Below are 15,148 nucleotides of genomic sequence, written 5' to 3'. Positions count from 1 at the left end.
ATCCATAATGGCCTGTCCAGGTATGATTTTAATTAGTAAAGGGAATTGGAAAACAATTCGGTATCTTTAAACAACCCATATAAAGTATATCCGACCTCACCTTCCTGTAAAACATCCCTTCGCAAAAGATTGAATTATTTTATCGAACTATTCTGTCTAATATTTTTGTTCCTTAGTAATGCCGGTCAAAAACAGCAAACTATGAAACACGTAAGAACAGCCTTTGAAAATATCTCAGTGCAAACGATCCCTGGATCCGCCAAGGAAGAAATAAGAATAAATAAAACGGAGCATAAAAAACCAGGGGACCGGATAAAAGAAGAAGAACAAGGCAAATCGGATAACCAATCTTTCCCAAAAAGGATCCTGCTGAATATGCATGACCAGATCATGGTACTAGATCTGAATGACATAACCTATCTGAAATCATCCTCCAATTACACCATTATTAAAATGTGCGATGGCTCGCGGTACACCTCAAGCAAACATTTAAAATCGTATAGCAAGGTCATTGATTCCAACCCTGATTTTATACGGATACATCGGTCCTCCATTGTTAACAAAAACTTCGTAAAAGCAATTTTTCGGAATGGCCATAAGATCGGCATGCTTATGAAAGACAATGAAAAGCTCGATGTATCCGCCAAAAAAAGGGATCTGATCCTGGAAGAATTAAGCAAATAGATCTCCCCGATAATAATAAATCTCCCAGATAATAATAGATCTTTTCTATAATAGAGACAGATCCTGACTATTTTAAATGAGCACGTAACATCCAGGCCATTTTCTCATGTTCTTCGATCAGACCCGTGATAAAATCGCTGGAGCCGGCATCTCCATATTCGCTCGCAAAGCGGTTAATATTTTCACGGATGAAAATTATGATGTTTTCATGATCCATTACCAATTCTTTAATAAATCCCAGACTATCGTTCTTTGATCCGGATTTTTCGGTGAGATGCGTAAGGGAAAGAAAACTTTGCAGGGTGGCGGGAGCATAATGCCCTAATTGCCGGATACGTTCTGCCACACTATCCATTACCTCGTCAAGCTGGTTATACTGGGATTCGAAAAAAACATGCATGGAGTGAAAATCTGTACCCTCTACATTCCAATGCGCGTTACGCGTTTTCGTGTAAAGAACGAATTCATCTGCCAGCAGTTTGGAAAGCTCAGCAGCTACCGCCTGTAAATTTTTTGGACTGATCCCGATGTTGGTGTTCATGAAATTAATTTTTTATGGTAAAACAGATATATAAAATTGAATCAACAGGTAATTGCCTTAAAATGTTCAATACCGTACAATCAATCGTCCGGTTTCGTACACATCCGGATTCCCCTGTTTTTCGCAAACAACTAGTTATCAAACTTTTAATTGCCTGTAACCTTTCTGGCACTCCGTTGGTCTTATTACCAGCGAAACAAGAAAACCAAAAACCAGTAAATCCAGACAAACAACGTTAGTAAAAAGAAAACAACATTAATAAAAAAGTAATAGTAAAAACACAAATTATGAAAACGAATATGACCGGTACTCAAAATAAGACAAAAAAAATATGGCTCGCCGCCTTATTTGCCATGACTTTACTAATTGGTTCATCCACTCCCAGTCTGGCCGGGGATAAAAAGGATATCCCTCATTTCAAGGGAGTGGAAAGTTTTATCAAAACATTTCCCCAGGCAACCGATGTGAATTTCATGGTGAAGCAACAATATATCGAGGTGAATTTTACCTGGAATAACATGCAATTGCAGGCATTCTACGACCTTGATGGTTCCTACATCGGAACCAGCCGGCAGATAGATGTCAAAGATATGCCACTTCCTCACCTGATGAGCATAAAAAAAGAATATGCGAATTTTAAACCTATCGAAGCAATAGAATTTAGCCAGGAGGGCAACGGGCTAAGTTATTATGTAACCGTTGTCGCCCCTCAAAAAATGTATGTCCTGCAAATTGCAGCAGACGGAACTATTAGTGTTTTTAAGAAAATGAAGAATTAGTCCTGCCCTGTAAGCAAGTTGGTAAAGCCGCCTCTGGTAAAAACAGGGGTGGCTTTTTTTAATGTTCTTCTTTGTTTATCCGGTCCCCTTCTTTTATCCGGTCCCCTTCTTTGTTCCGATCTCTTCTTTTTTTCGGCAGCCTTTAATCTTTTACCTTTTCTTCGGTAATATCCTCTTTTTCGGCATCGGGAGGCCTTTTCTTACCCAGGACTTCGATCTTTACCCTCGTTAATCCCCGTCCGGTATATCCCAGCTTATGGGCAGCGGCACGGCTAAGATCGATCAGGCGTTTATTCTTTGGGTGCATCTTATCATTTATCCTTACGATCACGGACTTTTTATTACGGAGATTGGTCACCCGTATCCAGGTATGCATTGGAAGGGTATTGCTTGCTGCTGTCAGTTTCTTCTGCGAAAAGATCTCATCCGTATAGGTTTTACGCCCCTCGAATTTATTGGAATAAAAACTCGCCACCCCGGTCTGAACCTTTATGGGCTTTTTATGATTTTTGTGATTTTGTGAAGGGATGGTATCGGAAAAGGGGTCAACAGGATTATAGGTGATCTTCCTGCTGTCCCTGCCAAAAACGGCAATGGGGAGCAGGCAATAGGCAACAATCCCCGTTCTGAATTTCTTTTTCATGGCGACAGTTTTAGGTTTTCAAAGGGTGGATAGAATAATATTTCTAATCAGCCTGTTGGACTTAACCGTCCAGCAAGCTGGACTTAAACCCAGCACGCTGGGCTTAACCGCCCTTGTGCTAAAGCACAAGGGCTATGAAGGTCTAATGATTGACCTGACGGTCCCATAACTTGATGACCGTCGGGCTAAGGCCCGATTCGGTCATCAAGTTATTAATTTATCGGCTTATCTGCAAAGTATCTCTGCCTGAGTTGTTTGTCCTCCCCATAGATGTCTTCATGGAAGGCAATCTTACCTTTTTTACCCTCACAGGTAAAATAACGGAGAAAAATGGGCACCCGGGGGAATCCATAGACGGTATGTTTCTCTTTCCGTTGGATCCAGGCACGTAAGGTATCGGGATGATAACGGACGCTGTCGTTGCGGACCAGGTAATCAGCCAGTTTTTCCCATTCTTTTACCCGAACACATCCGTGACTGAGCGCCCGGAAAGATTTTCCGAACATCCACCGGACATTGGTATCATGAAGATAAACATCGTACTTGTTGCGGAAATTAAATTTGAGCACACCCAGGGAATTCAGGTCTCCCTGCCGTTGTTTGAGCTGATAAGGAAAATTATTTTTATTCAGTTTTTTCCAATTGATCGTGGATGGATCCCGGATACTATCATTCTGATCAACCACCATCAGGTTTTCCTTATTTAGATAACCGATGTTTTCTTTGATCTTGGGCAGCATCTCTTTAAAAATGATGCTTTCCGGTACAGTCCATTGGGGCAGGGTAATAAAATTGGAAATCTCACTGCTCAGCAAGGGAGTCCTGGTTTTTGGGGAGCCCACGATCACCCTGGATTCCATGACCACTGTGTCGGAATTGATCACCTGTAACAGGAAAGAGGGAAGATTGACCCATACATAAGTATTGGGCAAAGAATCGGGCAATAACTTATACCTGTCCAGGTTGATGGCGATCCGTTTGAATTTTTCCCAATCCGAATTATCCATCATCGTTACAAGGTCACCGGAAGGCTTGCCTGTCACTTTCAATCCATTGGCGCGTTGATAACTTTTTATAGCGCCGGACATTAGAGCGGTGTCGATAATGGTGACGGTCGAATCGATATATCCCACCTCTTGAAGACGTTTACCAAGGGATTGATAAAATATTGCCGAATCCTTATAAGGATAATCCAGCCAGGTCAGTTTTTTAAATTTTGCTGTTGCCAGGAATCCGCCGATATAGGTCTTCAGGGAATCATATCCCCTGTGTTTGGGTTCCAGCGCCTGCAGGCTGGAAGAAATGCCTCCGGATGCGAGTGCGGCAGTTAAGGTTTTGGAATAAACTTCATCCGGAAGGACCGTATCCTTCCTCAGAGTGACACTATCATAATTGAGCCTGCCTTGTTTAAGATGTTTGACCAGGGTAAAATAGGCATCTGTCAGCATCAGGTCTGCCCGTGCCCAGAGCATGGCATTCCTTCGGGCTATTGAATCTTCCAGCAATACCCGGTTGATAAAGGACAAAGGCTGGAAATGATAATCGGAAGGAAAGAGCCCGTAATCCTTACTATTACCGATAAAGGAAAAAAGAGAGTCTCCGGCAGGCAGCCACCTTTCTTTATCACTCCAAAGGCGGGTATAATTGTTCTGTGAATAAAGGCTGTCCAGTAACTTACTGTAATTCAAATAGTTAGAGTCAGCCATCTTGCCGGAAGCTACTTTGGCGGATTCAAGCATCCTTTTCAGGTCATCCCGAACCCTGTCACTCATCTGGGCAGGTGTTTTGACGGTATCCTTTTCCCCTTCCTTTGGCTGGTTGTGACAGGAAAAAATAAGTCCTTGAAAAAAAATAAAGAAAACAATGTAAAGGGGGGGCGTTCGATAACTCATTTGCATGACAATATAAGACAAGCTTCTAATATTTTATACCCGTGAAGAACTATTTTTTGTATATATAATAACTGCAATTCTCATTCCAGGACATTATACCCATTTACCGCAGTACCCTGAAAACCAGTGTATTTTAAATCCTTGTCATATTTTATCAACGGCTTCAACGGCATCCAGGTTGATGGGGCCATAAACATGGGGAAAAGTATCTTCAATGGAGGGTGACCAGTCATAATACAGCGGGCTTGTCAGTTTACCGGTTTCAATATGGAGTTTTAACAGGTCGGTCTTTCCTGCGAAAAAACGTTCCAGCACACCTTTTACCTGTCGTACTTCACAACAATGGATAAACCCTTCCTCGGCCAGGGATGGGTTTTCATAATATCCTTTTTCTTTTGCCAGCTCCCAGTCTGGTTTTGTCGTTACGTGGTAAATAATGGCCATACTATTAATTGTTAAATCCTCAGGAAGAGGATGGTATTACTCTTTTGATATGCTGTTCCAGTAGCAGCAAATCGGCAAGCACCATCGCTGTAACGGCTTCCAGAACTACCGGAACCCGCAGGGCGATACAAAGATCATGACGCCCTTTCACCGAAAAGGGTTCCGTTTCTCCCGTTTCCCAGTTAAGGGTATGCTGCTCTTTTGGCGTAGAAGAAGTAGGTTTAACGGCAATGCGAAAAACCAACTCATTGCCATTCGAAATGCCTCCTACTATCCCACCGGCATGATTGGTCCGGGTCCTGCCCTGTTTGTCCTCAATGGCATCGTTGTGTTCGCTGCCGAACATCCTTGCCGCCGCAAACCCGGTGCCAAACTCGATTCCCCGGATCGCAGGAATGGCAAATACGGCATGGCTTATCTGGGATTCCGCGGAATCAAAAAAAGGCTCCCCCAACCCTACAGGCAATCCGCTTACCCGGCACTCGACGATGCCTCCGATAGTGTCCTTGGCATCGATCGCCCGTTGTAATCCTTTTTCAATATCGGCTTCTCCTCCAATTTCCAATAGGGTGGCATTTACATTAATCCCCCCCGGAGTTCCAATTGCCGCTCCACCTGCCGTAGCAAGCATCTTTTTCGCAATGACACCTGCAGCGACCAGGGCTACGGTAAGACGTCCGGAAAAATGGCCCCCGCCACGGTAATCTTCAAAACCGCCGAATTTTTCATGGGCTACAAAGTCGGCATGACCAGGGCGCGGGACCGCCCTTTGTTTCTCATAGTCTCCGGAACGGGTATTCTTATTATCAAAAAGTATCGTCAACGGCGCTCCGGTGCTTATGTTATTAAAGACCCCGCTCTTAAAGATTGGCAGATCATCCTCTTTGCGCGGAGTGGTACCTTTCTGCATTCCGCCCTTACGTCTTTCCAGGTCGGGCAAAAAATCTTCCAGCACCAGCGGAAGACCTGCAGGACATCCGTCAATACTAAGGCCTGCACACTCTCCGTGAGATTCGCCAAAAATGGTTATCCTGAATAATCGACCGAATGAATTCATATATACGTTTAATACGCTTTACTTATGTCCATGTGTATTGCCGGCTTCTTCCAGGATCCTGACCTGGGCTCCCAATTTTTGCAGATGCGCATAAAAATCAGGGTAGGATTTGTTGATGGCCTGCGCTTCTTCAATTGTCGTGTCGCCTTCGGACCGCAAGGCTGCAACCGCACAGGCCATCGCGATTCGATGATCATGCCTGGAATGCACAGTGGCCCCTTTAATTCCGTTGCCTCCTTTGATCAGCATCAGGTCATCCTGAAGATCGATACTAACTCCCATCTTCGCAAACTCTTCCTGAAGGGTAAGCCCCCTGTTGCTTTCCTTATGAGCCAGCCGGCTTACTCCTCCTATCACGGTCGTTCCGGCACAAAAGGAAGCCAGCGCAACAAGCGGAGGAAAAAGATCCGGGCAATCGGTAGCATTAAAGTGAAAGGCTTTTAAGGGCCCGGGACCGATTTCGATTTCCCGGTCGCGGATGGACAGACCGGCACCGCAATCACTCAAGGCCTGCAAAATTGCTTTGTCGGCCTGGGTGGATTGAATATCCAGCCCTTTAATGGTGATTCGTCCGGATATGGCGCCTGCAACCAGCAGGAATGCCCCTCCGCTCCAATCGCCTTCCACCGTATAGGAAAGTACTTCGGCCCCTGATCCGGCTGATGGCGAAAGACCTGCGTTAGCCGGAACGGTTAATCCTGCATCCGCTAAAACAGATGCGATGGGAAAATAAAACTCCTCATAATTCCTGTTCTCCACCTGCCACCCAAAATGACGCATGACCTGCAGCGTTAGATCAATATAAGGTTTGCTTTTCAGATTGTTCACCCTGATCGAAACATCAGCGGCGCCGGCAGCAGCAAAAGCCATCAGCAGACCGGTAAGGAATTGGGAACTGAGCGAACCGTCTATGGCGATATTGCGCGGCTTCAGCGGCCCTTGTATCAGCAACGGCAACCGCCCGTTATGCGAAGCCACCTGTATCCCCAATTGCGGAAAGATCTCATCGAAAAAATCCAAGGGACGGGTAAGCAGACTGCCTTCTCCGTTCACGGTGACCGGCTGGTCGCTCAAGGCGATAATAGGCGCGAACATCCGGATCCCGAGACCGCTCTCTCCGCAATTTACTACCCGGGCAATAGAAGAACCCGAGGTATAGGCAGACCTTACTTTCAAAGAACCGTCTTCCAGTACCTCCACCAGGGCGCCTAATGCTCTGATCACACCTATCGCGGCCTGATCGTCGTTCGAATTTCCGGGATTGTGAATAATGGTTTCTCCTCCTGTAAGCAACGCAGCAGCACAAGCCCTTTGCATCGAACTTTTCGATGTTGGAGCAAGGATCGTTCCTTTTATCACAGATGGTTGAATGGTAGTCAGCATAATCAGCGTGCTGTTATAATTGATTGAATCAATTTCTCCAATTGAACGATCGGGATCGCCCGGATCACACCTTTCCCGATCTTTTCCAGTAATACGTAATTCATGGATTCCTTTTCTTTCTTTTTATCCATACGCAGGACATTCATCACCTCTTTCGTATCGAATTCCGCAAGGGTTGGCAATCCATATCTTTTGAGCGTTTCAATAATCCTGTCCGTTTCCTTGAAAGCTGTATATTCTTCCGAGATCATTCCGGCGACTACCATACCAATGGAAATGGCCTGCCCGTGGGATAATCCGTATAAATTCTCGATCGCATGCCCCAGGGTGTGCCCGAAATTCAGCAAACGCCGGTCACCCTGTTCAAATTCATCTTTTTCCACCACAGCCGATTTTATCACAGCATTTCGTCTGATCAGTTTGGATAAAGCAATCTTATCCTTCTGATAAGTTGACGGTTTATTCTTTTCCAATTCCCTGAATAATGGGGCATCTTTGATTGCTGCATGCTTGATGATCTCTGCAAACCCATTTGTCCATTCTTCTTTGGGAAGGGATTTTAACAGGCTGAGATCGTATAACAGGAAGGAAGGTTGCCGGATCGTACCAACCAGGTTCTTATACACACCTATATCTATGCCGTTCTTACCACCGATAGAAGCATCCACCATCGCCAGGATGGAGGTAGGAACAAATCCGAAAGAAAGCCCCCGCATATAAGTGGATGCCACAAAACCGGTTATATCCGTTACAACCCCTCCTCCAACCCCGATCAGGATTGTTTTCCGGTCAGCCTGAAATTCGATGAGTTTGCCTATGATGGAATCTACGGTTTCCTGTACCTTAAATTGTTCTCCGGCATTGATGACGATGGTATTCCAGCCACCGAATTTCTTCTGATGATTCCTGAAAATATTTTCATCCGTGATGATGACAGCCTGCTCTTTGCCTACCAATTTTGCCAGATGGGTAAAGTCCGCGTCGAAATAATAGGTAGTGACCTTACCGGAAAATTTGTATTGAAGTTTTCGCATTACAAGGATTCTTTAAGTTTCGCAAATACATCCAGTTCGCTGTCCAGTGTCTTTGAACGGTGATGTTCTTCCTGGTTGCCGATAAAGTCGACTACTTGTTTCAGACTGCTGGGGCTTACTGAATAGGCGGCATAGTTTTCCTCCCACCCGAATTCCCCCTCCAGCAGTTTGGTCTCATTCAGCCAACGGGATGAATTTGTCTTAATAGTTTTGACGATCTGCGTGAGATTTTGTGCAGGCATCAGCTGCACCAGACAATGAAAATGATCCTCCACCCCGTTAACAGCAATTATTTTTATTCCTTTTTCGTCCGCTTCCTTCTGCATATGGACGAAAAGTACCCTTCGTACCGGTTTGGTAAGCAGAGGCCTCCGTTCATGTACCGTGCAGATTATATGAACAAAAAGAAAGGCTGTGGGATGTTCATTCATCAAATTTATGCATTCATGATCTTGTTCTGGTGGTTGATGGATTCCATATGGACCGCATCATAGTACTTCGTAATAAATTCCTTGCTCAGACCCAGTTTGTCACCTTTTAAAAAGGCTTTTTCCAAAATGGAATTCCAACGGTTCGTCTGCAGGATCGTGATATTATTATCTTTTTTATAGGTACCTATTTTATCGGCGATCTTCATACGCTGACCCAGTAACTGCATCAATTCATCGTCGATATGATTGATCTGTTCACGGAGTTTTTCCAGGGCGGTGATAAATTCCTTTTCCGTAGAAGTCTCGTGACGCCATTTAATGCCGTCCAGTAATTCAGCAAGACGTTCCGGAGTGATCTGCTGTTTGGCATCGCTCCAGGCATTATCCGGATCGATATGACTTTCAATGATCAGTCCGTCGAAATCCAGGTCGATTGCCTTCTGGGCTACGTCCAGCAAAATATCCCGGCGTCCGCTGATATGGGAAGGATCATTGATGATCATCATTCCCGGATTGCGCCGTTTCATCTCGATGGCCAGATGCCACATGGGAGCGTTACGGTATTCGGTATTGCCATATGAACTGAATCCGCGATGGATCAATCCGATTTGTTTAATGCCTGCTTTAGCCACCCTTTCTACAGCTCCGGTCCATAATTCCAGATCCGGATTGATGGGGTTCTTGATAAGAACGGGCACATCGACTCCGCGTAATGCATCTGCCACTTCCTGTACGCTGAATGGGTTCACTGTGGTCCGGGCACCGATCCATAATACATCCACATCAAAATGCAGGGCATCCTCCACCTGTTTGCCGGTGGCCACTTCGATCGTTACCGGCAACCCCGTTAATTTCCTGGCCTGTTGCAACCAGGGAAGCCCCTTGGTACCCACTCCTTCAAAACTTCCGGGACGGGTACGCGGTTTCCAGATACCGGCTCTTAACATATCGACTTTACCGGTTTTTGCCAGACGGGTGGCGGTTTCCAATACCTGCTCTTCGGTCTCAGCGCTGCAAGGTCCGGAAATGATCAGGGGGCGTTTGTTCCAGGCATTCTGGACGGCCTCTTTTGCGGTTTTTGATGCGGTTGCTTCCATAACAAATAAATATTCAGTTATTATAAAGTATAAAGTGTTGTAGTGTCTCTATTCTTCCGATTCAAACCATAACTACCGGCTATTCGCGTCGTTCATGCGGATACGCCTTCCTTTGTAATTCTTTCCGTCAATGGCCCGGATCATTTGCTGTGCCGATTTGCGGTCGATCTCGATCCAGCTGTTCATCTCTTTCATATCGATCCGTCCCAGGACTTCTTTACGCAGATCGCTCATGTCCAAAATGAATTGCAGGAAACTGGCCTTATAAAATCCATCCTTGGTACCCAGGTTAACGAAGAGTTTGGTAAAATCTCCCCCACCTTCTCCTGCGGTGCTGTTATAATCCCTTCCACGTGGCGCTCTTCCATCCCCGGAATCCCGGCGGTTGAAATCGCGATTGTCGCCGCCTGCGGGGCGGCTATCCCTTTCTCTTGAGCCATATTCACGGACCCTTTCCCGCACATTCAGGTCTTCAGCATTTTCGTAATACTTCAGGAAGCGGTCGAATTCCATGGCTGCTACCCGCTTCAACACTTCTTCCTTGCTGATATCTGCGAATTTCTCCGCCAGCATCGGTACATAGGATTCATAATCCCCATGACTGATATCTGCTTTCAACAGCTTTTCCATGAAATGGAAGAATTGTTTGCGGCAAACATCCTTTCCGCTGGGTATGTCCAATTTATGAAACGGGACCTGCACGATCCTTTCGATCTGCCTCAGTTTGCCAATTTCCCGGCTATGCACGATCGAAAGACAAACCCCGGTATTCCCGGCGCGGCCGGTACGACCGCTGCGATGGGTGTATACTTCCACATCATCAGGTAATTCATAGTTGATGACGTGCGTAATTTCTTTTACATCGATCCCTCTTGCGGCTACGTCAGTAGCGATGAGCAGCTGAAGCGTCTTCTCCCTGAATTCTCCCATCACCTTATCCCGCTGTTGCTGGGTAAGATCCCCATGAAGGGCATCGATGTCGTACCCTTCCCGGGTAAGCTTTTCCGCAATACCTTGTGCATCTGCCTTGGTCCGGGTGAAAATGATCCCGTAAATCCCCGGATTAAAATCGATGATCCGTTTAAGGGTCTCATACCGGTGGTGCGCATTCGCTACAAAATATTGATGGTCAATATTCTTGTTGGCGGTATTCATCTTGCCGACGGTGATCTCCGCAGGCGATTGCATGTATTTTTTACTAACCCTGCGGATCTCCTGCGGCATGGTAGCGCTGAACAACCAGGTCGCCTCCCGTTTGGGGGTATTCTGAAGGATAAATTCTATATCGTCCTGGAAACCCATATTCAGCATTTCATCTGCCTCATCCAGTACCACATACTTGATCTGATCCAGGTTGATCGCCTTTCTTTCGATCAGATCGATCAGCCTTCCGGGGGTAGCCACGACGATCTGTACTCCTCTTTTCAGATCCCTGATCTGAAGCCCGATAGACGTACCACCGTAGACAGCTATAACATGCATGCCCGTCATGAATTTCTTAAACAACTCTATTTCACTGACAATCTGCATGCACAATTCCCTTGTGGGGCACACTACCAGGGCCTGAGGATGTTTTTGGGCCTCGTCGACCAATTGTAACAGGGGCAGGCCAAAAGCCGCCGTTTTCCCGGTGCCGGTCTGAGCCAGCCCTACCAGGTCCTTTGTACCGCTCAATAACACAGGAATTGCCTGCTCCTGTATGGGTGTCGGTTGTGTAAATCCCAGGGCATCCGTAGCCTGTACGAGCCTGGCATCTAAACCCAACCCTTCAAATGTCATCATATACTTTAAAAATTTGCCGCAAAGGTACGTAATTTGCGCCTGAGAGGCCTGAAAATTTCCCGCTCAGGCCCAAATCCATTGATGTCTGGGCCTTTCGGCCACCGGCCCTTCCGGGACCGGTCCGTTGCGCCTGAGAGGCCTGAAAATTTCCCGCTCAGGCCCAAATACCCCAATTTTGCTACCTTTTCGGCCGTTTTATGGTTATTTCAAAATCCTTTTTATCTTATTGGCATTTTCCATCAATTCCCTCAAATACGTGTAGTTTTCCTTTTCCAGACAGCTCTTGAACTTCCGTAATTGGGTAATATGCTCGTTCAGGACATCCAGAACATGGTCTTTGTTCTGGATGAAAATGGGCAGCCACATGTCCGGATTACTCTTGGCCAGCCTCACCGTGCTCTCGAATCCACCTCCGGCCAGTTCAAAAATGGCATTTTCCTCCTTTTCCTTTTCCAGCACCGTATTGGCAAGGGCAAAGGAGGTGATATGTGAAATATGGCTGATATAGGCGGCATGCATATCATGGCTGTCCGCAGCCATATACACCATATGCATTCCCAATAACTTATAGATCTTTTCCATCACCTCGACGGCATCGGGATCAGTTTTTTCCTTTTCACAGATCACACAGGACCTTCCCGCAAAGGCATCCCGGACCGCGGACTCAGGTCCACTGTATTCTGTTCCCCACATGGGATGGGTAGCCACAAATCTGCGCCGCAAAGGGTGATCCGCCAGAGTCTCACAAAGAACCTGTTTGGTTGATCCCGCATCCGCCACGATCTGTTTGTCCGTGATCAGGTCCATGATCTGTTTCATCACAGGAATGGTGACGTCTACCGGGATGCCTACATAAATAAGGTCACTTTTCTTTACGGCTTCTGCCAAAGGAAGGGCCTCGTCAATCAGCCCCAATTCAAGGGCTTTATTGATGCTGGAAACAGTGCGGCTTACCCCGATCACATTCCTGACCAGTCCCCTGTCTTTTAATGCCAGGCTAAAACTCCCGCTGATCAGCCCGACACCCACGATGGTAATAGAATCAAACATTGTTTTCTATTTTTCTTCCTTGTTATTTTATTCCTGGCTCTTGCCTCGCAAGTCCTTTATGCGATCTATGCTTTCCTGGAGTTTTTCCACAGGACTGCAAAGGCTTATCCTGATATAGGGTTCCCCTGCTTTACCGAAAATGCCTCCGGGCGTGATGAATACATTTGCACCATAAAGCACCTCATCGCTCCAGGCAAATCCATCCTTATAACCGGAAGGGACCTTTGCCCAGACAAACATGCCCACCTGGTTTTTGTCAAAAGAACATTTTTCCATTTCCAGCAGTTCAAAAGCCTTTACCCTTCTGCTCCTGTATACGGCATTGACCTGATCATACCATTCCTTACCCAGGCTCAGGGCCTTTGCGGCGGCCAACTGCACCGGCAGGAACATGCCGCTGTCCATATTGCTCTTAAAACGTAATACTTCATCGATCCTGTCCTTCGCACCTACCAGGGTACCCACACGCCAACCGGCCATATTCTGCGATTTGCTCAACGAATTGAGTTCGATCACCGTATCTTTTGCCCCGGGCACTCCGAGAAGGCTCATAGGCGTTTCATTGAGAATAAAGCTATAGGGATTATCGTGGCAGATCAGGATCTTATGTTTTTTTCCAAAAGCTACCAGTTTTTCGAAAAGGCCCCTGTCCCCTAATTGCCCGGTGGGCATGTGAGGGTAATTGACCCACATCAATTTAACCTTCGCCCCTATAGTGCTTAACCGTTTTTCAAGGTCCTCAAAATCCGGCTGCCAGTTATTTTCTTCTTTCAGGTCGTAATCCAGACAGGTGCCCCCGGCCAGTTTTACCGCACTTCTGTAGGTTGGGTACCCTGGATTGGGAACCAGGGCGACATCCCCTTCATTGAGATAGGTCATACAAATATGCATGATACCTTCTTTGGATCCTATCAGTGGAAGGATCTCGAACTCAGGGTTCAGTTCGACGCCATACCATTTATCATACCAGCTGGCAATAGCCTGCCTCAACAAGGGAGATCCTTTATAAGACTGGTAAGCATGGACATTGGGCTTTGCGCTTTCTTCCTGTAATACCCGGATCACATCCGGATGAGGAGGAAGGTCCGGGCTTCCGATACCCAGGTTGATAATATTCTTTCCCTGTTTGTTCAACCCTTCTATCTCCCGCAATTTTTGGGAAAAATAATACTCCCCGATTCCATCCAGTCTTTTAGCTGTTTCTACCCCCCAGCCCCCTGAAGGGGGAGTTTGTAACCTGCTGCTCTTATTGTTAGTATCACTCATTTCAATTCTTTTTTCAACCTATTTTAAATCCTTTGTATTTGCTTTTTATTACCCCTTTAGGGGGTTGGGGGGTTATACCGTTCTCCCTTTCTTATAAACTCCATATATCTTCAATTCCGCTGTGATCGGCCGGATGGCTTCGATGACCCGGTTAAACTGCTCCAGGTTATCGAATTCCATATCAGCATGAAAAGAATATTCCCAATCGCTCCCTGGAATCGGGAAGGATTGCAGTTTACTCAGGTTGATCCCACCTTCGGCGATCTTCGTGAGAACCCTGGCCAGACTTCCCCTTGAGTGATCCGTATGAAAATTCACGGATGCCTTATCGGCTATTTCCACCTTTTGAGCGCTCTCTTCCCTTTCCAGGATCAGGAACCTCGTGTAGTTGTTACGCATCGTATGAATATTCGGCGCGAGCATCTCCAGACCGAAAAGATCTGCGGCCAATTTGCTGGCAATGGCCGCAACGTGTTTGCTATGATGCTGCTGAAGATGTTTTGCACTAAGGGCTGTGTCCTCTGTTTCCACCAATTTCCAATGCGGATATTTTTCCAGGTAATCTATACACTGCAGCAGGGCCATATGATGAGAATGCACTTCCTTAATATCTTCCAGTTTCACTCCCGGATTCACCAACAGGTTCTGTCTGATCTGCAGGTATATCTCACCGACTATGCGCAGATTGCTTTTCTGCAGTAAATTATAGTTAGGTAGGATACTTCCGGCAATCGAGTTCTCGATAGCCATTACGCCTCCATCGCTCTCCTTTTTACTGGCAGCGACCCTGATCACCTCGCGAAAGGTAGCACAGGTTATCACTTCCACATCTTTGCCAAAGAATTGCTGAGCCGCCACCTGGTGAAAACTTCCTTCATACCCTTGTATGGAAACTCTTATTCCTGCCGCCCCTTTGGAGGTGGAGTTTGATAACATGTTATTCCTGTCGTTAACTGAACTCATTTCCAATTTTTTATTTCTTTTATAAAAGCCCCGTGCTTGCCAGAAAAATGTCGCACGGCTCTTTTATTGTCTAATGTCTGCCTCCGGCCTTGGGGCCTTGCC

General features: G+C 46.3%; 15 protein-coding genes. 2 read left to right on the top strand and 13 right to left on the bottom strand.

What is annotated here, in order from left to right; genetic code table 11:
* Positions 1-201: 201 nt before the first annotated feature.
* Positions 202-684: a LytR/AlgR family response regulator transcription factor gene (locus tag ACX0G9_RS16975; RefSeq protein ID WP_459066132.1), complete on the top strand. Its 483-nt coding sequence runs from the start codon at positions 202-204 to the stop codon at positions 682-684.
* 67 nt (positions 685-751) lie between these two features.
* Here ACX0G9_RS16975 and ACX0G9_RS16970 read toward each other — a convergent pair whose 3' ends face one another.
* Positions 752-1,225 carry a Dps family protein gene (locus ACX0G9_RS16970; protein ID WP_459066131.1) on the bottom strand — a complete coding sequence of 158 codons (474 nt, stop codon included), beginning with the start codon at positions 1,223-1,225 and terminating at the stop codon, positions 752-754.
* Between the two features lie 287 nt (positions 1,226-1,512).
* Between ACX0G9_RS16970 and ACX0G9_RS16965 the strand changes: the two genes are divergently transcribed.
* Positions 1,513-2,004: a hypothetical protein gene (locus ACX0G9_RS16965; protein ID WP_459066130.1), complete on the top strand. Its 492-nt coding sequence runs from the start codon at positions 1,513-1,515 to the stop codon at positions 2,002-2,004.
* 142 nt (positions 2,005-2,146) lie between these two features.
* Here ACX0G9_RS16965 and ACX0G9_RS16960 read toward each other — a convergent pair whose 3' ends face one another.
* The 12 genes from ACX0G9_RS16960 to ACX0G9_RS16905 all read right to left on the bottom strand — a co-directional run bounded on the left by ACX0G9_RS16960 (position 2,147) and on the right by ACX0G9_RS16905 (position 15,046).
* The gene (locus ACX0G9_RS16960; RefSeq protein ID WP_459066129.1) at positions 2,147-2,647 is read right to left on the bottom strand and encodes a septal ring lytic transglycosylase RlpA family protein; all 501 of its coding nucleotides are present in this window, start codon (positions 2,645-2,647) and stop codon (positions 2,147-2,149) included.
* 212 nt (positions 2,648-2,859) lie between these two features.
* Positions 2,860-4,419: a L,D-transpeptidase family protein gene (locus ACX0G9_RS16955; protein ID WP_459066128.1), complete on the bottom strand. Its 1,560-nt coding sequence runs from the start codon at positions 4,417-4,419 to the stop codon at positions 2,860-2,862.
* 264 nt (positions 4,420-4,683) lie between these two features.
* Positions 4,684-4,983, bottom strand: a complete 300-nt coding sequence (locus ACX0G9_RS16950; RefSeq protein WP_459066127.1) for a DUF952 domain-containing protein — start codon at positions 4,981-4,983, stop codon at positions 4,684-4,686.
* A 19-nt stretch (positions 4,984-5,002) separates the two neighbouring features.
* Positions 5,003-6,040 (bottom strand): chorismate synthase, encoded by a 1,038-nt coding sequence (locus ACX0G9_RS16945; protein WP_459066126.1) that lies wholly within the window; start codon positions 6,038-6,040, stop codon positions 5,003-5,005.
* Between the two features lie 18 nt (positions 6,041-6,058).
* Entirely contained in the window at positions 6,059-7,423 is a 1,365-nt protein-coding gene (gene aroA, locus ACX0G9_RS16940) for a 3-phosphoshikimate 1-carboxyvinyltransferase (protein WP_459066125.1), read from the bottom strand.
* A gap of 2 nt (positions 7,424-7,425) precedes the next feature.
* Entirely contained in the window at positions 7,426-8,457 is a 1,032-nt protein-coding gene (aroB, locus tag ACX0G9_RS16935; protein ID WP_459066124.1) for a 3-dehydroquinate synthase, read from the bottom strand.
* Positions 8,457-8,888: an IS200/IS605 family transposase gene (tnpA, locus tag ACX0G9_RS16930; RefSeq protein ID WP_459066123.1), complete on the bottom strand. Its 432-nt coding sequence runs from the start codon at positions 8,886-8,888 to the stop codon at positions 8,457-8,459. Before tnpA ends, aroB begins: the two co-directional genes overlap by 1 nt.
* Positions 8,889-8,893: 5 nt before the next feature.
* Complete coding sequence (locus ACX0G9_RS16925; RefSeq protein WP_459066122.1) at positions 8,894-9,985, bottom strand: chorismate mutase; 1,092 nt, start codon at positions 9,983-9,985, stop codon at positions 8,894-8,896.
* A gap of 72 nt (positions 9,986-10,057) precedes the next feature.
* Positions 10,058-11,767 carry a DEAD/DEAH box helicase gene (locus ACX0G9_RS16920; RefSeq protein WP_459066121.1) on the bottom strand — a complete coding sequence of 570 codons (1,710 nt, stop codon included), beginning with the start codon at positions 11,765-11,767 and terminating at the stop codon, positions 10,058-10,060.
* A gap of 201 nt (positions 11,768-11,968) precedes the next feature.
* The gene (locus tag ACX0G9_RS16915) at positions 11,969-12,817 is read right to left on the bottom strand and encodes a prephenate dehydrogenase (protein WP_459066120.1); all 849 of its coding nucleotides are present in this window, start codon (positions 12,815-12,817) and stop codon (positions 11,969-11,971) included.
* 27 nt (positions 12,818-12,844) lie between these two features.
* Positions 12,845-14,083 carry a pyridoxal phosphate-dependent aminotransferase gene (locus ACX0G9_RS16910; RefSeq protein WP_459066119.1) on the bottom strand — a complete coding sequence of 413 codons (1,239 nt, stop codon included), beginning with the start codon at positions 14,081-14,083 and terminating at the stop codon, positions 12,845-12,847.
* Between the two features lie 72 nt (positions 14,084-14,155).
* Positions 14,156-15,046 (bottom strand): prephenate dehydratase, encoded by an 891-nt coding sequence (locus ACX0G9_RS16905; RefSeq protein ID WP_459066118.1) that lies wholly within the window; start codon positions 15,044-15,046, stop codon positions 14,156-14,158.
* Positions 15,047-15,148: the final 102 nt, after the last annotated feature.

This window comes from Flavitalea flava, assembly GCF_054461575.1.
This window is presented reverse-complemented; position numbering and strand designations above follow the sequence as displayed.